This window comes from Xanthobacter sp. NM-59, assembly GCF_021401125.1.
Taxonomy (GTDB): domain Bacteria; phylum Pseudomonadota; class Alphaproteobacteria; order Rhizobiales; family Xanthobacteraceae; genus Xanthobacter.
In genome coordinates this window covers 115,064-140,646 of sequence record NZ_JACBFQ010000012.1, presented here as the reverse complement: position 1 = coordinate 140,646, position 25,583 = coordinate 115,064, and the positions used below count along the sequence as shown (strand labels likewise).

General features: G+C 69.9%; 17 protein-coding genes. 12 read left to right on the top strand and 5 right to left on the bottom strand.

The genetic code is table 11. The annotated features are described in order from the left end of the window. Positions 1 to 86: 86 nt before the first annotated feature. The 5 genes from L0966_RS18970 to rpsT form a co-directional block, all read right to left on the bottom strand. Positions 87 to 713, bottom strand: a complete 627-nt coding sequence (locus L0966_RS18970) for a L,D-transpeptidase (RefSeq protein ID WP_370640779.1) — start codon at positions 711 to 713, stop codon at positions 87 to 89. Positions 714 to 1,002: 289 nt separating this feature from the next. After that, positions 1,003 to 2,142: a DNA replication/repair protein RecF gene (gene recF / locus L0966_RS18965; protein ID WP_234053596.1), complete on the bottom strand. Its 1,140-nt coding sequence runs from the start codon at positions 2,140 to 2,142 to the stop codon at positions 1,003 to 1,005. Between the two features lie 225 nt (positions 2,143 to 2,367). Next, complete coding sequence (gene dnaN, locus L0966_RS18960) at positions 2,368 to 3,492, bottom strand: DNA polymerase III subunit beta (RefSeq protein ID WP_234053595.1); 1,125 nt, start codon at positions 3,490 to 3,492, stop codon at positions 2,368 to 2,370. A gap of 459 nt (positions 3,493 to 3,951) precedes the next feature. Then, a complete protein-coding gene (gene dnaA / locus L0966_RS18955) occupies positions 3,952 to 5,391 on the bottom strand; it encodes a chromosomal replication initiator protein DnaA (RefSeq protein ID WP_234053616.1) in 1,440 nt (479 codons plus the stop codon). A gap of 1,134 nt (positions 5,392 to 6,525) precedes the next feature. Further along, complete coding sequence (gene rpsT, locus L0966_RS18950) at positions 6,526 to 6,792, bottom strand: 30S ribosomal protein S20 (protein ID WP_234053594.1); 267 nt, start codon at positions 6,790 to 6,792, stop codon at positions 6,526 to 6,528. A 389-nt stretch (positions 6,793 to 7,181) separates the two neighbouring features. On the opposite strand from rpsT, the gene L0966_RS18945 reads away from it, so the two are divergent. The 12 genes from L0966_RS18945 to addA all read left to right on the top strand — a co-directional run bounded on the left by L0966_RS18945 (position 7,182) and on the right by addA (position 25,538). Then, entirely contained in the window at positions 7,182 to 8,183 is a 1,002-nt protein-coding gene (locus tag L0966_RS18945) for a complex I NDUFA9 subunit family protein (RefSeq protein ID WP_234053593.1), read from the top strand. Between the two features lie 104 nt (positions 8,184 to 8,287). After that, positions 8,288 to 8,977, top strand: coding sequence for a phosphoribosylanthranilate isomerase (locus L0966_RS18940; RefSeq protein ID WP_234053592.1), 690 nt, complete (start codon positions 8,288 to 8,290; stop codon positions 8,975 to 8,977). Continuing rightward, entirely contained in the window at positions 8,974 to 10,185 is a 1,212-nt protein-coding gene (gene trpB, locus L0966_RS18935; protein WP_234053591.1) for a tryptophan synthase subunit beta, read from the top strand. Before L0966_RS18940 ends, trpB begins: the two co-directional genes overlap by 4 nt. Beyond that, positions 10,182 to 10,523 (top strand): hypothetical protein, encoded by a 342-nt coding sequence (locus L0966_RS18930; protein WP_234053590.1) that lies wholly within the window; start codon positions 10,182 to 10,184, stop codon positions 10,521 to 10,523. Before trpB ends, L0966_RS18930 begins: the two co-directional genes overlap by 4 nt. Before the next feature lie 49 nt (positions 10,524 to 10,572). Next, positions 10,573 to 11,400, top strand: a complete 828-nt coding sequence (trpA, locus tag L0966_RS18925) for a tryptophan synthase subunit alpha (protein ID WP_234053589.1) — start codon at positions 10,573 to 10,575, stop codon at positions 11,398 to 11,400. Positions 11,401 to 11,524: 124 nt separating this feature from the next. Then, entirely contained in the window at positions 11,525 to 12,418 is an 894-nt protein-coding gene (gene accD, locus L0966_RS18920) for an acetyl-CoA carboxylase, carboxyltransferase subunit beta (protein WP_234053588.1), read from the top strand. 24 nt (positions 12,419 to 12,442) lie between these two features. Further along, a complete protein-coding gene (locus tag L0966_RS18915; RefSeq protein WP_234053587.1) occupies positions 12,443 to 13,771 on the top strand; it encodes a folylpolyglutamate synthase/dihydrofolate synthase family protein in 1,329 nt (442 codons plus the stop codon). A gap of 543 nt (positions 13,772 to 14,314) precedes the next feature. After that, positions 14,315 to 16,642: a PAS domain-containing sensor histidine kinase gene (locus tag L0966_RS18910; protein ID WP_234053586.1), complete on the top strand. Its 2,328-nt coding sequence runs from the start codon at positions 14,315 to 14,317 to the stop codon at positions 16,640 to 16,642. Next, the gene (gene tsaE / locus L0966_RS18905; protein WP_234053585.1) at positions 16,642 to 18,195 is read left to right on the top strand and encodes a tRNA (adenosine(37)-N6)-threonylcarbamoyltransferase complex ATPase subunit type 1 TsaE; all 1,554 of its coding nucleotides are present in this window, start codon (positions 16,642 to 16,644) and stop codon (positions 18,193 to 18,195) included. The genes L0966_RS18910 and tsaE overlap by 1 nt, the downstream gene beginning before the upstream one ends. 17 nt (positions 18,196 to 18,212) lie before the next feature. After that, positions 18,213 to 18,914: a nucleotidyltransferase family protein gene (locus L0966_RS18900; RefSeq protein WP_234053615.1), complete on the top strand. Its 702-nt coding sequence runs from the start codon at positions 18,213 to 18,215 to the stop codon at positions 18,912 to 18,914. A 31-nt stretch (positions 18,915 to 18,945) separates the two neighbouring features. Further along, a complete protein-coding gene (addB, locus tag L0966_RS18895; protein WP_234053584.1) occupies positions 18,946 to 21,996 on the top strand; it encodes a double-strand break repair protein AddB in 3,051 nt (1,016 codons plus the stop codon). Further along, complete coding sequence (gene addA / locus L0966_RS18890; protein WP_234053583.1) at positions 21,993 to 25,538, top strand: double-strand break repair helicase AddA; 3,546 nt, start codon at positions 21,993 to 21,995, stop codon at positions 25,536 to 25,538. Before addB ends, addA begins: the two co-directional genes overlap by 4 nt. Positions 25,539 to 25,583: the final 45 nt, after the last annotated feature.

Genomic DNA, 25,583 nt, shown 5'->3' with positions numbered 1-25,583 from the left:
CCGCCAGCCCCCCAAATGGGAACACCCCGCCGCGGCGCCCGCGACGGGGTGTTCTGGTGGCTTTCACCAGTCCGGTGGCGCGTGCGTCAGCCGACCACGAGCACACGGGTGCCGGAGGGCACGCGGCCATAAAGGTCGATGATGTCCTGGTTCAGCAGGCGGATGCAGCCGGAGGACACCTGCTGGCCGATGCTCCAGGGCTCAATGGTGCCGTGGATGCGGAACATGGTGTCGCGGTCGCCGTCATAGAGATAGAGCGCACGCGGGCCCAGCGGATTGTCCTCGCCGCCCGGCAGGCCGGCGGCATAGGGTCCATAGCGCTGGGGCTGCAGCTTGATCATGTTGGCCGTGGGGGTCCAGTGTGGCCACTCTTCCTTGCGCTTGATGGTGGCCCAGCCCTTGAAGGAATAGCCCTGCTTGCCCACGCCCACGCCGTAGCGCATGGCCTTGCCGTTCTTCTGGACCAGATAGAGGTACTTGTCGTTGATATCGACGACGATGGTGCCCGGCGCCACCTGCGGCAGGCTGCGGGGATAGTCCACTTCCTGGCGCAGATACTGGGGGTCCACCTCGCTGATGTCGGTCGCCTCAACCGGATGGGCCTCCCCATTCACGGGGCCGTACATGCTCACCATGGGGCTCACCCGCGGCGGCGGATTGGTGACGCATGCCGCCAGCATGAGGGGAGCCGCGAGAATGACAAGGCGGCGCATCAGAGATTCAGGCTTTATGGGATCAATGGCCATGGTCTGCCCAACACGAAACGAAACGAGTTGCCATCGCGCGTCCACGCACGGCGCGCGGCGGGAGGCCCGCCTGCATTCTGCGCATCTAATCGCGGTGAGGTGGCGTTAAGGTTAACGCCGGGCGAAAAACCGAAAGCGGCCTCTCGCAAGCGCGAGAAAATGTCTAGCACGGGGTGCCGTGCTTCGGGTGGCGTGCATGCAACACCCCCTGGGCGAATGGCGTTATGACTGGATTTTTTGCGTGTCCGCCGCGCGCTCACGCCTCGCGCATCAGGCTTCCGGGCGAGACCGTGAAACGCTGGGCCCCGCGCAGGGCGCAAAAGGCGTCCGGATCGGCCCCCGTCATCCAGACCTGGGCACCGAGACGCTCCAGGGCCTCGAACAGGCCGGTCCGCCGCTGCGAATCGAGGTAGGCCACCACGTCGTCCAGCAGCAGTACCGGCGAGAGGCCCTGCATGGCCCCCACCAGCCGGGCATGGGACAAGGTGAGCCCGATGAGCAGGGATTTCTGCTCGCCGGTGGAGCAGCGGGCGGCCGGCAGGCGCTTCAGGCCATGGCTCACCTGCAGATCGCACAGATGCGGGCCTTCCAGGGTGCGGCCGGCGGCGCGGTCGCGGCTTCGGTTGTCGCGCAGCAGGGCCCGGTAGCGGTCCTCCGCCTCGATCGCCGGCATCTCCGCCACCAGCCGTTCTACGGCCCCCTCCAGGGCGATCTCGGCGAACGGGAAGGGGGAGGCCTCGTCGCGATGGGCGGCGATCTCCCCCGCAAGGCGCGCCACCGTTTCCAGGCGCGCGGCCGAGACGGCCACCGCCAGCTCGGCCAGCTCGCGTTCCACCGCATCGAGGAAGCGCGGGGCGCCGTTGTCTTCCAGCAGGCGGTTGCGCGAGCGCAGCGCCCGCTCCAGCGCATTGACGCGGCTGCCATGGGTGCCGTCCACCGCCAGCACCAGACGGTCGAGATAGCGCCGGCGGTCGGAGGGCGGGCCGGTGAACAGGCCATCCATTTCCGGGGTCAGCCAGATCACCTTCAGGTGGTCGAGAAAGGCGGTGGCGGAGGATGCCGGCTCGCCGTCGATGCGGCATCGGCGCTGGGCGGCGCCGGCCTCCTCCAGTCCGGTCCCGAGCCGGACTTCGCCCAGCGCGCCTTCCACCAGCGCGGAGACCGCCCAGATGGCTCCCGCCGCGTCATCGCCGGGCGCCTGGTAGCCTACATCCGCCAGCTGGGCGCGCCGCAGGCCGCGGCCGGGGGAAAGAAAGGAGACGGCTTCAAGCACATTGGTCTTGCCGGCGCCATTGGGGCCGGTGAGCACCACGGGCCCATCATCCAGCACCAGATGCGCGCTCACATAGGAGCGGAAGCGCGTGAGGGCGAGCTTGCGGATGCGGGCGTGAAGCATGGCCGGGAGCAATTCCAGCAGGGATGTGTCGCGGTCGTGCGTCCGGAATTGCGACGAAAAGGAAGCAGGCCGGCAAAAATCCGCCGGATGCTCGGAACTCAGTGTGTGTCAGCCTCGAGGGCCGGAAGTCCGTGGCTTCCGCCGCCGAGCTGCGGGCGGCGCCGGACGGCCCGCGTGGAAACGGCGCCTGTCGCCGTCCCACCCGTCGTCTTTATACCCGCGCCCTCACACCCGCATGGGCATCAGCACATAGAGGGAATCGGTCTTGGTGGAATCGCGCACCAGGGTCGGCGAGCCGGGATCGGCCAGCTTCAGCTCAGCGGTGTCGCCCTCGAGCTGGGAGGTGATGTCCAGCAGATAGCGGGAATTGAAGCCGATCTCCAAGGGCTCGGAGGCATAGTCCACCTCCAGTTCCTCGGTGGCGCTGCCCGAATCGGGGTTGGTCACCGAAAGGGTGAGCTTGCCCTCGGTGATGGCCAGCTTCACCGCCCGCCCGCGCTCGCTGGACACGGTGGAGACGCGGTCCACGGCGGCCGCGAACTCGTCCTTGTCCACGTTCAGGATCTTGTCATTGCCCTGGGGAATGACACGCCCGTAATCCGGGAAGGTGCCGTCGATGAGCTTGGAAGTGAGGGTAATGGCCCCCACCTGCACGCGGATCTTGGTGGCGGAGACGGACACGGTGGCCTCCGCCTCCTTGTCCTCCAGCAGCTTCTGGATTTCCGCCACGGTCTTGCGCGGCACGATCACGCCGGGCAGGCCCGCAGCGCCCTCCGGCGCCTCCAGCTCGGCCTGGGCCAGGCGGTGGCCGTCGGTGGCGACGGCGCGCAGCATGGGTTTTCCGGTCTGGGCGGGATCGGTCACATGCAAATAGATGCCGTTGAGATAATAGCGCGTCTCCTCGGTGGAGATGGCGAATTGGGTCTTGTCCACCAGGCGGCGGAATTCCACGCCCTTCACCTTGAAGGTGTGGGGGAAGTCGCCGGCCGCGAGGTCGGGGAAGTCAGTTTCGGGCAGGGTCTGGAGCTGGAAGCGGGCGCGGCCGGCGCGCACCGTGAGGTTGCCGCGCTCGCCGCCGGCTTCCAGCTGCACCTGGGCGCCCTCGGGCAATTTGCGCACGATGTCGTAGAGCACATGGGCCGGCACCGTGGTGGCGCCTTCCTGGCCCACCTCGGCCGGCACCGTCTCCACCACCTCCAGGTCGAGGTCGGTGGCCTTCAGCTCCAGCCCCGATTTGCCAGCGCGCATCAGCACGTTGGCGAGGATCGGAATGGTGTTGCGCCGCTCGACGACGCGATGCACATGGCTGAGCGACTTGAGAAGCTCGGTGCGCTCGACGGTGACCTTCATGGCCCTGCCCGTTTGCTCTGTGCGCTAGCGCGTCCCGCGTTCGCCCCAAGGCGCGCGCCGAACACCTAGGCCATTGATCGACACGATTCCTTCGCGCAAACCCGAACTCGCGCTTGAAACCGCTCCGGAGCCGGTTCCCGCCGGATGCTGTCGATCCGGGTGGCGGGGACGCCTCCAAATTCGAGGATAGGAGCTTCGGCCCGGCCCTTCCCCTTCGGGGGGACCGTAACCTGCTCCAGGGTGGCGGCGTTCGCGGATGCGAGCGCCGGGCTGCCGACATTGCCGCCCACGCCCGCGCAAAGCAAGGGCGCCGGACGATTTTCCCGCCCCGGCGGCGCTTGTCCGGCCAATCCACAGGGGGCCATCACGAACGAAGGCCGGCGCCAGGGTGCGGCGCCGGCCTTCGGGAGGGGAATATTGCCGTCGGCGGATGCGGAGAATGCCGCGCCCGCCCGCCGGTCACGCTTCCTGGACGGCGCGCTTCAGCACCTCGACCTCGTCGGCGAGGGCGCGATCGGTGGCGATCAGCCGGTCGATCTTGCGCACGGCGTGGAGCACCGTGGTGTGGTCGCGGCCACCGAAGCGACGGCCGATCTCCGGCAGCGAGCGCAGGGTGAGCGTCTTGGCCAGATACATGGCCACCTGGCGCGGCTTCACCACATTGGCGGTGCGGCGCTGGGAGAGGAGGTCGGCGCGCGACACATTATAGTGCTTGGCGACGATGCGCAGGATGTCGTCCACCCGCACCCGCTTGGGGTCGCAGGGACGGATGATGTCCTTGATGGCGTTCTCGGCCATCTCCAGGGTCACCGGCTCGCCGGTGAGCTGGTTGAAGGCGAGCAGCTTGTTGAGCGCGCCGTCGAGGTCGCGGCCGCTCTGGCCCACCGAGCGCGCCAGGAATTCCAGTACCGGAGCGGGAACCGTGAAGCCCTTGTGCTGCTCCGCCAGGGTCTGGTAGCGCGCCCTCAGGATCTCCAGTCGCAGGTCTTCCTCAAGGGTGGCGAGCTCCACCACCAGCCCGCCCGCGAGTCGCGAGCGCACCCGCTCGTCGAGATGCTCCAGCTCCGCAGGCACGCAATCGGCGGCCACCACCACCTGCCGGCCGCTATCGAGCAGGGCATTGAGCGTGTGGCAGAATTCCTGCTGGAGATTGTTGCCCTTCAGGAACTGGAGGTCATCGATCACCAGGGTGTCGATGGTGCGCAGGGCATCCTTGAAGGCGATGGCGGAATGGGTCTTCAGCGCCGCCACGAAGCCGTACATGAAGCGCTCGGCGGTGAGATAGATGGCGCGTCGGCCCTTCTGGCCTGCCGCCCACACCACCGCCTGCAGCAGGTGGGTCTTGCCGAGGCCCACGGAGGCGTGAAGGTAGAGCGGGTTGAACACCGGGTTGGCGCCGCTGGCGGCTTCGGCCACCTGCCGCGCGGCCGCATGGGCCAGCGAATTGGACTTGCCCACCATGAAGGTGTCGAAGGTCAGCCGCGGGTCCAGCGGCGAGCCGGAGGACATGTCCGAGGCGATGGCGTTGACGGTGGCGGGGGCCGACGCCGATGCCGCGGGGGTCGCAAGCGGGGCTGCGGGGGCGGTGGGGCGCGCCTCGGGGCTGCGCTCGCTCACCACTTCGCGGCGGCCGGTGGCCTTCAGCGGCACGGGGCGTGCCACGGCGCTGCGCACGGCCACGTCCACACGGCGGCTGCTTCCGCTCTCCTCCGCGAACAGCTCGCGGATGCGCGGCAGGTAATTCTCCTGGATCCAGGACTTCAGGAACCGCGTGGGCACCGAAAGATGCACGGCCTCGCTGGTGAGCCCGTCCAGCTCCATGCGCGCGAACCAGCTGGAGAACTTCTCTTCTCCGATCTCGTCATGCAGGCGCTGGCGCACACGCTCCCAAGGGGTCATTTCGGCATCGGTCCCAACTGTGGCGGCAAGGCCGGCCGGAAAGGCGGGTCTGCCGGATTGTGAGTCATCGGTGGAATGCGGTTTGAGCATAAAAGGCCATCCGCGCCCCGAGCGCGGCCCCGATTTTAGCGCAGACATTCTCCGCGCCCGGAAGTGGGCGGCGGGTGCTCATGCGCAGTCTTGGATCAAATGATGCGGGCCGGTCCCCGTTCGATGTCGCGCTACCGCGGCATCATGCGCTCATCCCGATCTTGCACGCGTGCCGACAGGCACGGATCGGAAGCGACCAGGCAGCCAGGGCTTCGCGGCTGGGCGGCTGCGGAGGAACGAGCCACACGGTGCACGGCAGAACCGAGGAAGAAGCAAGCGCTGCCGCATGCGATGCGCGATCCGTGCGTGAAGTCATAGCTGCCCCATCCGCCGCCGGCATAGGCGCCGCGGCCGTCGCTTGAATGAACCAGAATTCCTGCTGCTTTTAAATCATCCGAGAGTGGAATTGATGTCCGTTCTCAGAATGGCAGCTACAGCCTGAAGGCTACCTTTATGGAACGTGAGGTAGACACAGGAAGTGTCATGTATACTTAAAGTCACGACACTCCCCTCCTCATCCACGAAGAGCCCTGAAACCTTCAATCTGTAGGTGAAACTCGGTATCGCCCCCGAGGTGAATTTGACCATACACAGCCCCTCCGGGGGGTGCAACGCCTTTCCCTGCCCCTGTGGGATAGCGGGTAAAAAGGTCGCTTCTCACGCCGTCCACAGGTGTCCGGATCAGCCGGCAAACCTCTGGCGAAGCAACGAGAATCCCAGTGCTCCGTACAATCCTGCCAGTTTCGCGGAGCACGTGCATCTGGGTGTTTTCGTACCTGTCGCGAGCGCGGTGGGGGAGGGGCTTCCGCCTTTGCCCTGTAAGTCGCTAAGCCGCATATCGATTTTCTGCGCGATGGAGGCGCGAGTGCAAAAAAGGATATGCAGCCTCCGGCTGTAGGGTAACTTGACGGGAGGGGCCAATTGCGCCAGCCCCCGATTCTCTCCCGGGCCTGACGGAATGCAGGCACGAAAAAGGCCCGGCTCAGCCGGGCCTTCGGGAATCTTCTCAGGGGAAGCGGATGTCAGCGCGCGGGGCGCTTGAAATCAGGCGCTGATCTTGCGCACCCGGGCCGCGAGGCGGGACACCTTGCGGGACGCGGTGTTCTTGTGCAGCACGCCCTTGGTGACGGCCCGCATGATCTCCGGCTCGGCCGCCTTGAAGGCAGCGGTGGCGGCGGCGGCGTCACCCGTGCTGAGGGCGTCCTCGAGCTTGCGCAGATAGGTGCGCACGCGCGAACGACGCGAACGGTTCACTTCGGTCCGGCGCTCGATCTTGCGCGCCGCTTTCTTGGCGGAAGGCGTATTGGCCATCGGCCGTCCTTGCTGGTTTGCGCAATGCGGATCGAAGCCTTGCGGCCAACCCGTCCTGCGTTGGAATGGCTGAAAACGCGGGCGGCTCACGCTGCCTGCGGAGTGCGGGGCTTATAGTGGGCACCGGCCCGCCCGTCAAGACGGCGGCGCGATTTGGCCATCCACGCGCGTGGCCGCCGCCCCCTCGCGCCGCTGCCGTCGAATGCGGCTCTCGTCGCAAGGACGCTTTGGCCGCTGGACGAAAACCGCCTCCATCGCGTATGTCGTGGCAACGTTCTATATAGAGTGTGTCCGGCGGCGGAGGGAGCGGTGTGCTCGCCGCCGCCGGACGTGAGGGCCGGGTCGATGGTCTTCGGGCCGGCGGACAGATTGAGGAGCGGGGGTCAGGCATGAGCGACGCGGTCGTGAGCGATTTGGCGGTGACCGATCGTCCGGTGAGCGACAGCCTCGTGACGGTGTTCGGGGGCTCCGGCTTCCTGGGCCGCCACGTGGTGCGGGCGCTGGCGCTGAGGGGCTATCGCCTGCGGGTTGCCGTGCGGCGGCCGGAGCTTGCGGGCTTCCTCCAGCCGCTGGGCTATGTGGGGCAGATCCAGGTGGTGCAGGCCAACGTGCGCTTCCCCGAGTCGGTGGACCGCGCGGTGGCCGGGGCTTCCGCGGTGGTGAACCTGGTGGGCGTGCTGGCCGAAACCGGCAAGCAGCGCTACGACGCGGTGCATGTGGCCGGCGCGCGCGCGGTGGCCAGCGCCGCCGCCAAGGCGGGCGTGCCGCTGGTGCACATTTCCGCCATCGGTGCGGACAAGTCCTCTCCCTCGGGCTATGGCCGCAGCAAGGCCGATGGCGAGGAAGCGGTGAAGGCCGCCCATGGCGAGGCCGTCATCATGCGCCCGTCCGTGGTGTTCGGGCCGGAGGACACCTTTTTCAATCGTTTCGCCTCCATGGCCCAGCTCTCGCCGGTGCTGCCGCTGATCGGCGGCGGCGTGACCCGGTTCCAGCCGGTGTTCGTGGGCGACGTGGCCATGGCGGTCGCGCGCGCGGTGGACGGCAAGGCCAAGGCGGGCGCCACCTATGAGCTGGGCGGCCCCGAGGTGCGCACCTTCAAGGAGCTGATGCAGCTGATGCTGCGTGAGATCGGCGCCAAGAAGACGCTGCTCTCCGTGCCGTTCGGCCTGGCGAGCCTGATGGCCGCGCTCACCCAGTGGATTCCCGGCGCGCCGCTCACCACCGATCAGGTGGCGATGCTGAAGGCCGATAATGTGGTGTCGGAAGGCGCCAAGACCGAGGGGCGCACCCTCGAGGGGCTGGGCGTCATGGCCACCGCTCTGCGGGTGGAGCTGCCCACCTATCTTTGGCGATTCCGCAAGGCAGGCCAGTTCACGCAACTGGAATTCTGATGAAGCGGTGCCCGCCGGCTCCGCGGCGGGCGAGCGACAGGCCAGGGGCCGAAGCTTCGGCCCTGGTTTTCGGGGCGGGCGGATTTCATCCGGGGATCTGATCCATGGGATTTGAAATCAAGATCTGCGGCCTCAAGACCCATGAGGCCCTCGATGCGGCGCTCTCGGCGGGCGCCGATCTCGTGGGCTTCGTGCATTTTCCCAAGAGCCCGCGCCATGTTTCGCTGGCCGATGCGCCGGGGCTCGTCGCCCATGTGCGCGGCCGGGCGCTGAAGGTGGCGCTGGTGGTGAATGCTGACGATGCCCTTCTGGCCGACGTGGTCGCCGCGCTCGATCCGGACATTCTGCAGCTCCATGGCGCCGAGACACCGGAACGGGTGGGCGAGATTCGCGCCCGCTTCGGCCGCCCGGTGATGAAGGCGCTGCCGGTGGCTGTGCGCGAGGATCTTGCCCCCGTGCGCGCCTATGCGGCGGTGGCCGACCGGCTCCTGTTCGATGCCAAGCCCGCGCCCGGCGCCCTTCTGCCCGGCGGCAACGGGCGGGTGTTCGACTGGGAGCTGATCCGCGGCCTTGACGCCGGTCGCCCCGTCATGCTTTCCGGAGGTCTTGACGCCGGCAACGTCGCCGAGGCCATCGGGGCAACCAGGGTGGGCGGGGTGGATGTCTCCTCGGGGGTCGAAACGGCACCCGGGGTGAAGTCGCCCGAGAAGATCCATGCCTTCGTCGCCGCCGCGCGCCGCGCGAGTGCCGCCGCCCTTTGTTCGAACCTCCCATCGAAAGCCCAGGCTTCGTGAACGCGCCCAATTCCTATCGCACCGGCCCCGACGATCGCGGCCATTTCGGCATCCATGGCGGCCGCTTCGTCGCCGAAACCCTGATGCCGCTCATCCTGGAATTGGAGGCGGCCTACAAGGCGGCCCGGGCCGATCCCGCCTTCCAGGCCGAGATGGACGGCTATCTGTCCCATTATGTGGGCCGCCCCTCGCCGCTCTATTTCGCCGAGCGCCTCACCGAGCATCTGGGTGGCGCCAAGGTGTTCCTGAAGCGCGAGGAGCTGAACCATACCGGCTCCCACAAGGTGAATAATGTTCTCGGCCAGATCCTGCTCGCCCGCCGCATGGGCAAGAAGCGGATCATCGCCGAGACCGGCGCCGGCCAGCATGGCGTCGCCACCGCCACCCTGTGCGCCCGCTTCGGCCTGCAATGCGTGGTCTATATGGGCGCGGTGGACGTGGAGCGGCAGGCGCCCAACGTGTTCCGCATGAAGCTCCTGGGGGCCGAGGTGGTGCCGGTGCAGTCCGGCTCGCGCACCCTCAAGGACGCCATGAACGAGGCCCTGCGCGACTGGGTCACCAACGTCACCGACACCTTCTACTGCATCGGCACGGTGGCGGGCCCGCACCCCTATCCGGGCATGGTGCGCGACTTCCAGTCCATCATCGGCCGCGAGACCCGCGCCCAGATGATGGAGATGGAAGGGCGCCTGCCGGACAGCCTGGTGGCGGCCGTGGGCGGCGGCTCCAACGCCATGGGCCTGTTCCACGAATTCCTGGACGACCCGAGCGTGGAGATTTTCGGCGTCGAGGCGGCCGGGCGCGGCGTCGAGACCGGGGAGCACGCGGCCGCCATCATCGGTGGGCGGCCGGGCGTGCTGCACGGCAACCGCACCTATCTGCTCATGGACGGCGACGGCCAGATCAAGGAAGCCCATTCCATTTCGGCGGGCCTTGATTATCCGGGCATCGGGCCGGAGCATTCCTGGCTCAACGACGTCGGCCGGGTGAAGTACATTCCCTGCACGGACATGGAAGCGCTTGAGGCGTTCCAGATCCTCACCAAGCTCGAAGGCATCATCCCGGCGCTGGAAAGCGCCCATGCGGTGGCCAAGGTGCTGGAGCTCGCGCCGCAGCGGCCTAAGGATCATCTGATGGTGGTCAATCTCTCGGGCCGCGGTGACAAGGACGTGCCGCAGGTGGCCGAGATTCTGGGGACGAGCCTATGATGTCGAACGGATTGAAGGTCGCCTGCGCCGCCGCTCTCTCGCTGCTCGGCATCGGGAGCGCCCTGGCGGCGGCTCCCGAGGGGCTGAAGCTCACCACCGGCCCGCTGCGCACCGACGCCGCGGGGGCCTTCATCTCGGTGGAGGTGGCCAACGCCACGCAGAAGGTGTTCGGCCAGATCGTGGTCACCTGCACCTTCACCGGTGGCGGGCAGACGCTGGGCACCTCTTCCACCACCCTGTTTTCCACCGTGGGCGGCGCCACCGGCGCCGATCAGGTGCGCCTGTTCGGCGCCACCTCGGCCAAGGCCGCCAATTGCGAGATCACCAGCGCCCAGTGAGCGCGCCCTCTCCTTTCGGGGGGAGGCAACCCATGGCAAGTCCCATCCGATGACCACCCGCATCGCCGCCCGTTTCGCCGCGCTCAAGGAAGAGGGCCGCCCGGCGCTCGTGACCTTCATCACCGCCGGCGACCCCGACGCCGAGACCTCCCTCGGCCTTCTGAGGACGCTGCCGGGCGCCGGCGCGGACATCATCGAGCTGGGCATTCCCTTCACCGATCCCATGGCCGATGGCCCGGCCATCCAGGCCGCCGGCCTGCGCGCCCTGAAAGGCGGGCAGACCCTGGCGAAGACCCTCGCCATGGTGAAGATGTTCCGCACCGAGGACGACGCGACCCCCATCGTGCTGATGGGCTATTTCAACCCCATCTACGTCTATGGCGTGGACCGCTTCCTGAAGGATGCGCTGGACGCGGGCGTGGATGGTCTCATCGTCGTGGACCTGCCGCCGGAGGAGGATGACGAGCTCTGCCTGCCGGCGCTGCAGGCGGGGATCGACTTCATCCGCCTCGCCACCCCCACCACCGATGACAAGCGCCTGCCCACGGTGCTGAAGCACACGGCGGGCTTCGTCTATTACGTGTCCATCACCGGCATCACCGGCTCGGCCACGCCGGACGCGGACGTGGTGGGGCGCGCGGTGGCGCGCATCAAGTCGCACACCGACCTGCCGGTGGCGGTCGGCTTCGGCGTGAGGACGCCCGAGCAGGCCCGCTCCATCGCCGCTGGTGCGGACGGGGTGGTGGTGGGCTCGGCTCTGGTGGAGGCCGTGCGGCACACGCTGGATGCCGAAGGCCGGGCCACCGCCAATACCGTGCCGGCCGTGGAAGCGCTGGTGGGCGGATTGGCGGAGGCGGTGCGCAGCGTCCGCCGCTGATCGCCGCACCGTGCCCATGGGTCAGGGGTCTGCCGCACTTTCGCCGCGACGGGCTCGCCATTAGATGGGATAATGCTGCACTGCGACGCGCGGCCGTGCCCGCTCGTCTCCGGAGAACTGTCCTGTGAACTGGATTTCCAACGTCGTCCGCCCGAAGATCCGCGACTTCCTGGCGCGCCGGGAGGTGCCGGAGAATCTGTGGGTGAAATGCCCCGAAACCGGGCAGATGGTGTTCCACAAGGACCTCGAGGCGAACCTCTATGTGATCCCGGGCTCCGGGTATCACATGCGCATGGACGCGGTGAAGCGCCTGAAGGCCACCTTCGACAACGGCGTCTATGAAGAGGTGCCGCTGCCGGAGGTCGCCATCGACCCGCTGAAGTTCCGTGATGAGCGCCGCTATATCGACCGCCTGAAGGACGCCCGCACCAAGACCGGCTACCAGGACGCGGTGAAGGTCGCCACCGGCCTTCTGGAAGAGCTGCCGGTGACCATCGCCGTGCAGGATTTCGGCTTCATGGGCGGCTCGCTCGGCATGGCCGCCGGTGAGGCGGTGGTGAAGGGGCTGGAAACCGCGGCGGACAAGGGCACGCCGTTCATCATGTTCGCGGCCTCCGGCGGGGCGCGCATGCAGGAGGGCATCTTGTCGCTCATGCAGATGCCGCGCACCACCGCCGCCATCCAGGAGCTGCGGGAAGCGAAGAAGCCCTACATCGTGGTGCTCACCAATCCCACCACGGGCGGTGTGACCGCCTCCTACGCCATGCTGGGTGACGTGCAGATCTCCGAGCCCGGGGCCCTCATCGGCTTCGCCGGTCCGCGGGTGATCGAGCAGACCATCCGCGAGAAGCTGCCCGACGGGTTCCAGCGCGCCGAATATCTCTATGCCCATGGCATGCTCGACATGGTGGTGCACCGCCACCAGATGCGTGAAACCCTTGGCCGGCTGTGCCGCCTGCTGATGAAGGCGCCCGCTCTGCCGCCCCAGGGCCGGTTGACCGGCCCGGAAGCGGCCTGAGGCATCCGAAGGCATTCGACGACCATGGCCCTGCCGCAGCTCAAGACCGAACCCGTGGAGATCCTCGCGCGCCTCTCGGCGCTGCATCCCAAGAAGATCGACCTGTCGCTGTCCCGCATGGAGCGCCTGATGGAGGCGCTGGGCCATCCGGAGCGACGGTTGCCGCCCGTGATCCACGTGGCGGGCACCAATGGGAAGGGCTCCACCATCGCCTTCATGCGCGCCATGCTGGAGGCGTCGGGGCGGCTGGTCCACGTTTACACCTCGCCCCACCTGGTGCGCTTCAACGAGCGCATCCGCCTGGGCGCGCCCGGGCGCGGGGAATTGGTGAGCGACACCCTTTTGGCCGCTGCCCTCGACCGGGTGGAGGCGGCCAATGACGGGGCGCCCATCACCTTCTTCGAGATCACCACGGCGGCGGCCTTCGTGCTGTTCTCCGAGCATCCGGCGGATGTGCTGCTGCTGGAAGTGGGCCTGGGCGGGCGGCTGGACGCCACCAATGTGCTGCCCTCGCCGCGCACCAGCGTCATCACGCCCGTGTCCATCGACCATGTGGATTTCCTGGGCGCCACGGTGGACGCCATCGCCGCCGAGAAGGCGGGCATCATCAAGCCGCGCGTGCCGGTGGTGGTGGGCGAGCAGCAGCGCGAGGCCCTCGGCGTGATCGAGCGGCGGGCCCAGCGCCTGCACGCGCCGCTGTTCGTGCGCGGCGAGCACTGGCATGTTCATGAAGAGGCGGGGCGCCTCGTCTATTCCGATGAGGACGGGCTGGTGGATCTGCCGCGCCCGCGCCTCGTGGGGCCGCACCAGATCGACAATGCGGGGCTTGCTGTGGCGGCCCTGCGCAGCCTGCGCCTGTCCGGCGCCGCGCAGGAAGCCGGCATCCTGGCCGCCGAATGGCCGGCGCGGCTGCAGCGTCTGGCTTCCGGCGCCCTGGTGGCACGCGCGCCCAATGGCTCGGAAGTGTGGCTCGACGGTGGCCATAATGCCGCCGGCGGTGCCGTTCTGGCGCATGCTCTGTGCGGGCTCGAGGAGCGCTATTCGCGGCCGCTGGTGATGATCATCGGCATGCTCGGCACCAAGGACGTGACGGGCTTCCTGGCGCCGTTCGCCGGGCTGGTGCGGGAGGCCATCGCCGTGCCGGTACCGGACAACGCGGCGGGTCTGAAGCCCGAGGAGGTGGCGGCCGCCGCCCAGAGCCTGGGCATCAATGCGCGGGTGGCGCCGGACGTGGCGAGTGCCCTCGACAGCCTGGGCACCACGCCCATGGTGCCGCCGGCGCGGGTGCTGATCTGTGGCTCCCTCTATCTCGCTGGCGCGGTGCTGGACGCCAACGGAACCCCGGTCGTCTGACCTCCGCGGCCGGGTCACGGGCCCTGTGGATGGCGGGGACGCCCATGGCCGGGGCCCCGCCGCGCGCGCATGGGCCCACCCTCCCGCCCCTTCAACGCCTTCGAGCGCTCCGGTAAGGTCTGATTGACGAAGCCGTGCTTGATTCGGGCACGCGGGGATTGCGGATGAGCCTTCATCCCGGCCCGCGCCGCTTGAGCATGGCTGCCGGGGCTCCGTCCCGGGGCCGCGAATGGCGCGTTAAGGGTTCGAGGGGGCGCTCCACTTGGAGTGCGCGGGCGGTATTTGGTGGCGGAGCAGGGGCTTCGTGCTGGGGCGCCCCGATGGTCATGGCTGCCTGGTCCGGCCGGGACGGCGGCTTCAGCGAGAGGGCAGGGGCGAATGGCGGAGCACGGCGCGAAGCGAGAGGCGGCACAGCTCGTGGCCCGAATGCCTTTCCGCGGTGGGCAGCGGCGGTCGCGAGCGCTCCGGGCCGGCTCCCTTTTTTCCAGGTTTCTGCCGGGCCTGCTGGGCTCGACCGCACTTTGCACCTTCAGCGTTCCGGCTTTGGCGGCGGGCGGCAACGGGCCTGCGGCGAGTGCTCCCCTCTATCTGTCCCTCGTCCTGGGCGCGGCGGCGGTCGCGGCCTGGGTGGTGGGAAACCAGCGGGTGAAGAGGGTGCAGGCCGAGGCCCGGCAGGCCCGTGCCGAGGCGGAGGACGCCGCGGCCAGCGCGGCGCGGGCGCGGGCGGAAGCCCACAGCCTGCGCTCCCTGCTGGGGGGCGGCGCTGATTGTACCCTGCTGTGGCTGCGTCCGGGCGGGGCGGTGGAAGGTTTCGGCGTGCCAGATGAGGCGCGCGGGCGCTGGCTCGGCTCCACCGGCGTGCGCGAGCTGGAAGCAGGTGTGGCCGCCTTGCGTGGTGGGCAGGACCGCTTCGAACGCGATATCACAGCGGCAGACGGCCGGACCCTGCGCATTTCGGGCCGGGCCCTCAACGGGGCCGGCGTCCTGGTGGTGCATCCGCTGCCCGCGGGTGCCGGGCCGGCGGATGAGGATCTGCGGGCGGGCCTCATCGCCGTCCTGGATGCCGCGCCCGCGCCCGCTTGGCTACGCGCGCCCGATGGCACGCTGGTTTATGTGAACGCGGCCTTCGTCGCTGCGGTTGGGGCGGCCTCGGCCGATGAGGCGAGGGCGCAGGGGCTTGACCTGCTCGACAGCAAGGCGCGCACCGCCGCCGCCAGCGCCGAAGAGGGCTCCGGCGCCTTCCAGGGCCGGGTGCGCGCGGTCACGCGCGGCCAGCGCCGCCAGCTGGACGTGGTGGAGGTGGCCGGGCCATTCGGTATCGCTGGGCTGGCCGTGGACGTGACCGACCTCGACACCGCCCGGGCGGAGACGGCGCGCACGGTTGCCGCCCATCGCCGCACGCTGGATCAGCTCACGACCGCCGTCGCCATTTTCGGCGCCGACGAGCGGCTGGTGTTCCACAATGCCGCCTATGAGCGATTGTTCGATTTCTCGCCCGCTTTCCTGGATCAGCGCCCCTCGGACGGGCAGATCCTCGACAATCTGCGCACCCGCCGCAAGGTGCCGGAGCAGGCCGACTTCCCCGCCTGGCGTGCCCAATTGCGCGAGGCCTATCGCGCCCTGGAGCCGGTGAACGACTGGTGGCACCTGCCCGGCGGCGAGATGCTGCGGGTGGTCATCACCCCCAACGCGGAAGGCGGCGTCACCTATTTGTTCGACGACCTGTCGGAACATGTGGCCCTGGAGAGCCGCTACAACACCTTGATCCGCATCCAGGGCGAGACCCTCGACGCGCTGGCGGAAGCGGTGGCGGTGTTCGGCAGCGAGGGGCGGCTGCACCTTTACAACGAGGCCTTCCTCTCTCTTTGGGAGCTGGATGCCCAGGCCCTGGGCGACAAGCCGCACATCGACGCGGTGGCGGCCCTGTGCCGCTCGCGCCATGGGGAGAGCGCGGCCTTCTCGCGCATCCGCTCGGTGGTGACCGCCATGGAGCATCGCGAGAGCGAGACCCTGCGCCTGGAACGGGCCGACGGCCGGGTGCTGGACGGCACCGCCCAGCCCTTGCCCGATGGCGGCACGCTGGTGACCTTCCGTGATGTCACCGACAGCGTGAAGGTGGAGCGCGCCTTGATCGAGCGCGCCGAGGCGCTGGAGGCGGCGGACAAGCTGAAGAACGCCTTCGTCTCCCATGTGTCCTACCACCTGCGCACGCCGCTCAACACGCTGATGGGCTATGCGGACATGCTGCGCGAGGGGCTCGCCGGCCCGCTGAACGAGCGCCAGCGCGACTATCTCGACCATATGCGCCAGTCCTCCGACCAGCTGCGCGCGCTCATTGACGACATTCTGGACCTCGCCAGCATCGACGCCGGCGCCATGGAGTTGGATCTGGCCGACGTCGATGTGCGGGAGATGCTGGAGAGCGTCGCCGAGGCGGTGCACGATCAGGTGGAGGCGGCGGGCGTGAAGCTGGCCATGGCGGTGCCGGCCGATGCCGGCCGCTTCACGGCCGATCCCAAGCGGGTGCGGCAGATCCTGTTCAATCTCCTGGCCAATGCCATCGCCGCCTCGCCCGAGGGCGGCACGGTGACGCTTGGGGCCGAGCGGCGGCCCGATGCGCTGGCGCTCACCGTGCGCGACGAGGGGCCGGGCGTGCCTCCGGAGCTGGCCGACACGCTGTTTGAGCGGTTCGAGAGCCGCAACGCCAATCCGCGCCATCGCGGCGTCGGGCTGGGGCTGGCCATCGTGCGCTCCTTCATGACCCTGCATGGCGGATCGGTGAGCGTGGGGCCGGCGGCCCCCGGTGCCCGCGGCACCCTTGCCACCTGCGTCTTCCCCCTTTCCGGAAACTCGCACCAAGAGGCGGCCTGATGAGTGCCTTCATCCAGCGCATGTCCGATGAGGACAACGCCTATCAGGTGGTGTTGCCGGACCTCGCCGCCACCGAGCAGCTGGGGGTGATCCTGGCCTCCTGGTTTGGCGCCAACGACGTCATCACCCTGAGCGGCGACCTCGGCGCGGGCAAGACGGAGCTCGCCCGCAGCATCATCCGCGCCGTCGCCGGCAGCGACGACATCGAGGTGCCGAGCCCCACCTTCCCCATCATCATCACCTATGAATTCACCCGTGGCCGGGTGGTGCACGCCGACCTCTACCGCATCGTCGAGGACGAGGAGCTGGACGAGATCGGCTGGGACGAGATCGGCGATGACGCACTGTTGCTGGTGGAGTGGGCCGACCGTGCCGGTGAGCGCCTTTCCGAGAACCGGGTGGACGTGCTGCTGGCCCTCGCCCCGGAGATCGGGCCCAATGCCCGCGTGTGCGAGCTGACGGGCCACGGTGCGCTGGCCCAGCGGCTGAACCGCCTGCATGTGGCGGAAAGCCTGGTGGATTCCGCCGGCTTCGGCGGAGCGGAGCGGGAGTTCGTCCAGGGCGACGCCTCCAGCCGCTCCTACACCCGCTTGCTGGGGGCGGAGCGCAGCGCCATCCTCATGAACGCGCCGCCCAAGCCGGATGGCCCACCCATTCGCGAGGGCAAGTCCTACAGCCGCCTCGTGCATCTGGCGGAGGACGTGAAGCCGTTCGTGGCCATGGATCGCGCGCTGCTGGCGCAGGGCTTGTCGGCGCCGCAGATCTATGCGGCGGATATCGATGCCGGCCTGCTGGTGCTCGAGGATCTGGGCCGCGAAGGGGTGGTGGCGGGTGACCCGCCCGCGCCCATCCGCGAGCGTTACGAGGCCGCCATCGGCGTGCTGGCCACCCTGCACAGCCGGCCGCTGCCGCAGACCCTTCACGTGGCCCCCCGCGTGGAACGGCCGCTGCCGCTCTACGATGTCGCCGCCTTCCTCACCGAGCTGGACCTGATGCTGGACTGGTACCTTCCGTCGCGCGGCGTGCAGGTGGATGGGGTGATGCGGGAGGAGTTCCACCTGTTCTGGCGCGGCGCGCTGAACCTGGTGCTGGCGGAGCCGCCTACCTGGGTGCTGCGCGACTATCATTCCCCCAACCTCATCTGGCTGCCCGGCCGCGACGGGCTGCGCCGGGTGGGGCTGATCGACTTCCAGGACGCGGTGATGGGCCCGGCCGCCTATGACGTGGTCTCCCTGACCCAGGACGCGCGGGTGGATGTGCCGGAGGCCATGGAACTGCAGCTGGTGGGCCAATATGTGAAGGCCCGGCGGGAGGCGGACCCCACCTTCGACGTGCGCGGCTTCGCCCGCTCCTATGCCGCGCTCGGCGCCCAGCGGGCCACCAAGATTCTCGGCATTTTCACACGCCTGGATCGGCGGGACGGCAAACCGCAATATCTGCGTCATATCCCGCGCGTACGGCGCTATCTGGCGCGCTGCCTCGGCCATCAGGAGCTGGGCTCCCTCAGGAATTGGTATGAGGCGGTGCTGCCTGCGAAGGATTTGAACTCGTGACGCCCATCTCGAAGGCGATGGTGCTGGCGGCGGGCCTCGGCACGCGCATGCGCCCGCTCACCGACCGCATCCCCAAGCCCCTGGTTCCCGTCTATGGCCGCCCGCTGCTCGACCATGTGCTCGACGCCCTCGCCGCGGCGGGCATCGCGGAGGCAGTGGTCAATGTCCATTACCTTGCCGACCTGATCGAGGAGCATCTGGCTGCCCGCAAGGGGCCGCCCGCCATCACCATCTCGGACGAGCGCGGGGTGTTGCTCGAGACCGGCGGCGGTGTGCGCAAGGCGTTGCCGTTGCTGGCGCCGGGGCCGTTCCTCTCCATCAATTCCGACACCATCTGGATCGAGGGCACGCGCCCCAATCTCGTGCGGCTGATGGAAGGTTTCGATGCCGAGCGCATGGATGCGCTGCTGCTGCTGGCCCCCAGCGCCACTTCCATCGGCTATGAGGGGGTGGGCGATTTCGTGATGGACGCCAACGGCCGCCTGGCGCGCCGGTCCGAGCGCCTGGTGGCGCCCTTCGTCTTCGCGGGCGCCGCGATCCTCGCGCCGGACCTGTTCGAGGCGACGCCCGACGGGCCTTTCTCGCTCAATCTGGTGTTCGATCGCGCCGCCGAGCGCGAGCGCTTGTTCGGCCTGCGGCTGGACGGGGTGTGGATGCATGTGGGCACGCCTGAGGCCATCGCCCTGGCGGAGGAGGCGATCCAGCTTTCCAGCGAGTAGGATCGCGCATTCGCCGATTCTCTCCCGGAGAGTGCCCTTGCCGCGCGTGCTCACCATTCCGCCCACCGCGCCCTTCCTTTCCACCCTGGCGCGGGCTCTGCTGGACGGGCGGCTGATCGCGGGCTTCGCGCCCGGCGCCTCCGGCCCGTTGGGCCTTGCCGCCGCCACCGTGTTCCTGCCCACCCGCCGCGCCTGCCGCCTGTTCGCTGAGGCGCTGCTGCAGCAGGCCGGCACCGATGCGCTGCTTCTGCCCAGCATCGTGCCGCTGGGGGATGTGGACGAAGATGCGCTGGCCTTTTCGGAGGATGCGCCGGTCCTGGCCGCGCCCCACGCCACCGCGCCAGTGCATCGCCGGCTGGTGCTGGCGAGCCTCGTGGCCCGCTGGCGCGCGGCGCTGAAAGCGGGTGAGGGGCGGGCGGCGGTGGCCGCCGGCCCCGCCGCGACCCTGGCGCTGGCCGATGAGCTGGCGCGGCTGTTCGACGATCTGTCCACCGCCGGGGTGCCGATTTCACGCCTGGATGGCCTGACCCCGCGCGAGCTTGATCCCTATTTCGAGATCAGCCTCGAATTCGTGCGCATCGCCCGCATGGGCTTCGACGCCTATCTGGCCGCCGCCGGCCTCGTCGAGCCCGCGGTGCGCCGCGACGCGCTGGTGGATGCGGAGGCGCGCCGCCTCACGGTACTGGGGCTGGAGGCCGGCCCCGTGATCGCCGCCGGTTCCACCGGTTCCATGCCGGCGACCGCGCGCCTGCTAAAGGCCATTTCCCGCCTGCCGCAAGGCGCGGTGGTGCTGCCCGGGCTCGACCTTCACATGGAGGACGAGGCCTTTTCCCTGCTCATCGACCCCATCCAGGGCGCGCCGGACCACCCCCAATACGGCCTTGCCAAGCTGCTCAAGACCCTGGACCTGAAGCGGGCGGACGTGGAGCCGCTTGCCATCGGCGGCAGCCGCGAGCGACTGTTGAGCGAGGCCATGCGGCAGGCCGAGACGTCCGACCTGTGGGCCCAGCTGCCGCAGCGCCTGCCGCAGGCCGAGCGCGCGCTGGCGGTGGACCGCCTTACCGTGGTGGAGGCGGACGATCCCCGCCAGGAGGCGCTGGCGGTGGCGCTGCTGCTGCGCGAGAGCCTGGAGCGTCCCGGCGAGATGGCGGCCCTGGTCACGCCCGATCGCGATCTTGCCCGCCGGGTGGTTTCGGAAATGGCGCGCTTCGGGGTGGCGGTGGACGATTCCGCCGGCACGCCCTTGGCCGAAGCGCCGGTGGGCCGCCTCGCCCGCCTTATCGCCCAGGTGGCGGCGGAGGGGTGGGCGCCGGTGCCGCTGTTCGCCCTGCTCAGCCACCCGCTGGCGGGCTTTGGCCTCGATCCCGAGCTGAAAGGCGAGGCCCTGGCGGCCCTGGAGCTGGCCGCCCTGCGCGGGCCGCGGCCCCGGGCCGGTGTCTCAGGGTTGCGGGCGGCGCTGGAAAGCTGTGATCCCGATGGCTTCCGGGGCGCCGACCCGCGCCGCCGCCTCACCGATGCCGCCTTGCACCGCGCCGGCCTGCTGGTGGACCAGCTTGAGGCGGCGATGGCCCCCTTGTCTGCCTTGGCGGAGCGCCGTGGCGCCCTGCCGCTGCCGGAGCTGGTGGAGGCCCATCGCGCCGCCTTCGAGGCCATTGCCGGACCTCTGGACGAGATGGACGAGGACCCCGCCCGCGCCGCCCTCGCGCGCGCGTTCCGGGCGGTGGGGGATGCGGCGGCGGACGGACCTGAGCTCGCCCTTTTCGATTATGCCGACGCCGTCTCCTCTCTCATCGGCGATGCCATGGTGCGGCCCGTTGGCGAACGCCATGCCCGCCTGCGCATCCTGGGGCCGCTGGAAGCGCGGCTGGTGCGGGTGGACCGGGTGGTGCTGGGGGGCCTCGTGGAGGGCATGTGGCCGCAGCAGGGGGAGACGGACCCCTGGCTCAGCCGGCCCATGAGGCTCGATCTCGGCCTCGATTTGCCGGAACGGCGCATTGGCCTGTCGGCCCATGACTTCGTGCAGGCGTTCGGCGCGAACGAGGTGGTGCTCACTTATGCCGGCAAGGTGGGGGGCACCCAGAGCGTGCCCTCGCGCTTCCTGAAGCGGCTGGAAACCGTGCTGGGGCGGGATCTTACCAGCGAGGTACGGGCGCGCGGGCGCCGCTGGACGGCGGCCGCGGCGGCCCTCGATGTGGCGCAAAGCGTACCCCGAGCCACCCGCCCTGCGCCGGCCCCGCCTTTGGCCCTGCGCCCGCGCCGGCTGACAGTGACGGAGATCGAGACCTTCCTGCGCGATCCCTATTCCATCTTCGCCCGCCACGTGCTCGGCCTCCAGCCCCTGGACCCGCTGGACGCGGCCCCCGGCGCGGCCGAGCGCGGCACGGCGCTGCACGCGGCGCTGGGTACCTTCACCGGCGCCTTCCCGCGCGATCTGCCCCGCGATGCGCTGGACCAGCTTTTGGCCCATGGCCGGGCCGCGTTCGCGCCGCTGGCCGCCTTTCCGGCCGAGCATGCGGTGTGGTGGGCGCGGTTCGAGCGGGTGGCGGCCTTCGTGGTGGAGTTCGAGCGCCGCCGCCGCGCCGGCTGCGACGTGATCGTGCCCGAGACGCCGGGCCAGCTCGATCTGCCCCTGGGCGAGAACAGCTTCCGCCTCGCCGGCCGGGCCGACCGCATCGAGGTGAAGCGCGACGGAACGCTGGCCATTCTGGACTACAAGACCGGCAGCGCGCCCACTGCCAAGCAGGTGGCCTCCCTCTCGCCCCAGCTCGCGCTTGAAGCGGCCATGGCGGCGCGCGGCGCCTTCCGTGACGTGCCGCCGCTGCCGGTGTCCGAGATCACCTATGTGGAGCTGAAGGGCGGCGCGGCGGGGGGCGAGGAAAAGCCCATCCGCTACAAGGACCGCAGCCCCACCGACGTGGCCGAGACGGCGCTTTCCGGGCTCATCTCCCTCTTGGCGGCGTTCGAGGACGAGGCCCAGGGCTACCGCTCCCTGGCCGCGCCTCAATGGCAGGGCGGCTATGGGGATTATGACCATCTGGCGCGGGTGCGCGAATGGGCGCTGGGCGGGGAGGAAGAGCAATGAGCGCGAACGCTGCCGCCGGGCCCGAGGAAACCTCCCGCTCCAAGGAGCCGCCAAGCCAGAAGGAGCCGACGGGCCCCAAGGCCGAGGCCACCCGGCGCCAGTCCCTGGCTTCCGATCCCGCCCATTCGGCCTGGGTGTCGGCCAATGCGGGCTCGGGCAAGACCCATGTGCTGGCGCGGCGGGTCATCCGCCTGCTGCTGTCGGGGGTGAAGCCGGCCCGCATCCTCTGCCTGACCTACACCAAGGCTGCGGCGGCCAATATGTCGAACCGGGTGCTGGGCATATTGGGCCGATGGGTGGGGCTGGACGATGCCGGGCTCGACGCCGAGCTCATCAGCGCCACCGGCGAGCGGGTGACGCCGGCTTTGCGCGCCCGCGCGCGGCGGCTGTTCGCGCTGGCCCTGGAAACGCCGGGCGGACTGAAGATCCAGACCATCCACGCCTTCTGCGGCGGCCTGCTGCACCGTTTCCCGTTCGAGGCGGGGGTGGCGGCGGGCTTCCGTGAGCTGGACGATGTGGCCCGCGCCGAGCTGATGGCCCGCATCCGCCAGGATCTCATCATCGAGGCCACTTCCCGGCCGGACAGCGAGCTGGGCCGGGCCCTGGCGCAGCTGATGGCAGATCTCGCCGACAGCTCCATCACCGCCATGCTGGATGCGGCCATCGGCCAGCGCGAGCATATCGCCGGATTGGGGACGGGCGCGGTGGAGCGCCGCTCCACCCTGGCGCGCGTCCTGGGCGTGCCTGCCGGGGCCGGGGTGGCGGAGCTGGAAGCGCAGATGCTGGAGAGCCCCCATCTGCCCTGGAGCGAATGGGAGGCGGCCGGCAAGGCCCTCGCCACCTCCGACAAGAAGACCGACCAGGAGCGGGCGGCCGCCCTGCTCGCCGCCTACGAATCCGGGAATCCGGAGGAGGCGCGGGCGGAATATCTCAGCGTCTTCCTTACCGACAAGCGCGAGCCGCGCGCCGACCGCTCGCTGGCCACCAAGTTCGTGGCCGACAATTATCCGGACCTGCTCGCCCGCATGAAGGCGGAGCGCGAGCGCCTCGCGGCGCTGGAAGGCGCCCTGCGCAGCGCGCGGGTGCTGGAGCGCACCGAGGCGGCTCTGGTGCTGGGCGCGGAGGCCTGCCGGCGCTACGAGGCGGAGAAGGCCCAGCGCGGCCTGCTCGATTTCGACGATCTGGTGGCCCGCGCCTCCGGCCTGCTCAATCAGGTGCCCGCTTCCTTCGTGCACTACAAGCTCGACCAGGGCATCGACCATGTGCTGGTGGACGAGGCGCAGGACACGAGCCCGGCCCAATGGCGGGTGGTGCACGGCCTCACCTCCGATTTCTTCTCCGGCGAGGGCGCCCGGCCGGGGGTGAAGCGCACCATTTTCGTGGTGGGCGACGAGAAGCAGTCCATCTTTTCCTTCCAGGGGGCGGACCCCCGCGCGTTCGGCTCCATGCGGTCGGAGTTCGCGCAGAAGGCGGGCGCCGCCGCGTTCCAGGAAGTGCGGCTGCCCCATTCGTTCCGCTCCGCTCCCGGTGTGCTGGAAGCGGTGGACCGCATCTTCGCCGGCGAGGATGCCCGCGCCGGGCTGACGCTGGATTCCTCCGCCCCGGTGCACGCCGCCATCCGCGCCGATGCGCCGGCTTTGGTGGAGCTGTGGCCCACCACGGTGCCGAGCCCGGTGCCGGAGGTGGACGACTGGCGCCGCCCCCTCGATGCCGCGCCGAGCGACGACCCGGTGAGCCTCCTGGCCCAGCGGATCGCGCGGTTCGTGCAGGCTGGCGTGCGCTCCGGCCTTGCCATGCCCTCGCGGTCGGGGCGGGCCATGCGGGCGGGCGACGTGCTGGTGCTGGTGCGCCGGCGTGGGCGGGTGTTCGAAGCCGTCATCCGCGCCCTCAAGGAGCTGAACGACCCGGACGTGGCGGTGGCGGGCGCCGACCGGCTGGTGGTGGCGCAGCACATTGCCGCCCTCGACCTGATGGCACTGGGCGATGCCCTTCTGTCCCCCGATGACGACCTCGCTCTGGCGAGCGTCCTGAAAAGCCCGCTGTTCGGCCTCACTGACGATGACCTGATGACCCTGTGCCCGGGCCGTCCGGGCCGGCTGGTGGATGCGCTCGCGGCTTCCGCGGAGCCCCGCGCCCAGGCCGCTACCCGCCGCCTCTCGGGCTGGCGGGACGAGGCCCTGGGGCTGCGGCCGTTCGATTTCTACGCCCGCGTGCTGGGGCGCGATGGCGGCCGGCGGGCGGTGCTGGCGCGGCTCGGCCCCGAGGCGGCGGACGTGCTCGACGAGTTCCTGGCCCTGGCGCGCACCTATGAGGGGGCGGAGCCCGCCAGCCTCGCCGGCTTCCTGGCCTTTCTGCGCCGCGGTGGGGCTGAGACGAAGCGCGACATGGAGAGCGGCCGCAACGAGGTGCGGGTGATGACCGTGCATGGCGCCAAGGGCCTGGAGGCGCCCCTGGTGATTCTGGCCGACACCGTGGACCTGCCGCGCCCGCGCACCTCCGGCGGCTTTCTGCGCCTGACCGCTGAAGGGGGCCGGGAAGTGCCGGTGCTGGCGCCGCGCAAGGCGGAGGATTCGCCCGCCCTCGGCGCGGCCCGCGCCGCCGCCGCCGCGCGCGATCTCGATGAATATCGCCGCCTGCTCTACGTGGCCCTGACCCGCGCCGAGGATGCCCTCATCGTCTGCGGCGCGGAAACCGCGCTGCCGGCGAAGGACAAGGACCATGCCCGCCCGGACGGCTGCTGGTATGAGCTGGTGCGCACCGCGCTCGCGCCCGATGCGGCACAGGTGCCGGCCCTGGGCTTCGAGGGCACGGTGCTGCGGTGGGGCAAGGCGCCGCTGGCGGAAGCCTTCGCCGCGGCCGCCCGCGCCTCCACCCCGGCCGAATCCCCTGCCGCGCCAGCGCCGCTGACCTTCACCGCGCCGCCGCCCCACGAGGCCCCGCCCCGGGTGCTGCGGCCCTCGCGCGCGGCACCGGCGCAGCCCCACGCCAAGGCCGAGGCGGCCGGCGTGCCACCCCTGGTGCGCGGCGACCTGGTACACCGCCTGCTCGCCGGCCTCGCCGACATCGCGCTGGAGCGGCGGGAGGAGGCGGGGCTGCGCCTGCTGCGCCACGCCGGCCAGGGGCTCGATGCGGAGAGCCATGGGGAGATCCTGGCCGAGGCGATGGCGGTTTTGGGCCATGCGCCCCTCGCGGATCTGTTCGGCCCGCAGAGCCGGCCCGAGCTGCCGGTGGCGGGCCATCTGGACCTTCCCGGTGCCGGCCGGGTGGAGGTGAACGGCCGCATCGACCGCCTGGCGATTCTGTCGGACCGCATCCTCGTGGCCGATTTCAAGACCGACCGCACGCCCCCGCAAAACCTTGCGGGCGTGCCCCGCAGCCATGTGGCGCAGCTGGCTTTGTATGGCGCCGTGCTGTCGCGGGTGTTCGGCGGGCGGGCGGTGGAAGCGCGGCTGGTTTATACCGCCGAGCCGCGCGTGTTCGTTCTGGATGGGGCGGCGCTGGCGGGGGCCCTGTCCGCGCTTTCGGCGCTCACCTCGGCGTGACGCCGCTTGACGGGACGGGGAGGGCATCCCTACGTTCCCAGGCAA

Excerpts from the sequence above, each read along its gene's own strand:
- L0966_RS18970 (WP_370640779.1), bottom strand. The coding sequence starts at position 713 with ATGCGCCGCCTTGTCATTCTCGCGGCTCCCCTCATGCTGGCGGCATGC.
- recF (WP_234053596.1), bottom strand. The coding sequence starts at position 2,142 with ATGCTTCACGCCCGCATCCGCAAGCTCGCCCTCACGCGCTTCCGCTCC.
- dnaN (WP_234053595.1), bottom strand. The coding sequence starts at position 3,492 with ATGAAGGTCACCGTCGAGCGCACCGAGCTTCTCAAGTCGCTCAGCCAT.
- dnaA (WP_234053616.1), bottom strand. The coding sequence starts at position 5,391 with ATGACCCCTTGGGAGCGTGTGCGCCAGCGCCTGCATGACGAGATCGGA.
- rpsT (WP_234053594.1), bottom strand. The coding sequence starts at position 6,792 with ATGGCCAATACGCCTTCCGCCAAGAAAGCGGCGCGCAAGATCGAGCGC.
- L0966_RS18945 (WP_234053593.1), top strand. The coding sequence starts at position 7,182 with ATGAGCGACGCGGTCGTGAGCGATTTGGCGGTGACCGATCGTCCGGTG.
- L0966_RS18940 (WP_234053592.1), top strand. The coding sequence starts at position 8,288 with ATGGGATTTGAAATCAAGATCTGCGGCCTCAAGACCCATGAGGCCCTC.
- L0966_RS18930 (WP_234053590.1), top strand. The coding sequence starts at position 10,182 with ATGATGTCGAACGGATTGAAGGTCGCCTGCGCCGCCGCTCTCTCGCTG.
- trpA (WP_234053589.1), top strand. The coding sequence starts at position 10,573 with ATGACCACCCGCATCGCCGCCCGTTTCGCCGCGCTCAAGGAAGAGGGC.
- L0966_RS18915 (WP_234053587.1), top strand. The coding sequence starts at position 12,443 with ATGGCCCTGCCGCAGCTCAAGACCGAACCCGTGGAGATCCTCGCGCGC.
- tsaE (WP_234053585.1), top strand. The coding sequence starts at position 16,642 with ATGAGTGCCTTCATCCAGCGCATGTCCGATGAGGACAACGCCTATCAG.
- L0966_RS18900 (WP_234053615.1), top strand. The coding sequence starts at position 18,213 with ATGGTGCTGGCGGCGGGCCTCGGCACGCGCATGCGCCCGCTCACCGAC.
- addA (WP_234053583.1), top strand. The coding sequence starts at position 21,993 with ATGAGCGCGAACGCTGCCGCCGGGCCCGAGGAAACCTCCCGCTCCAAG.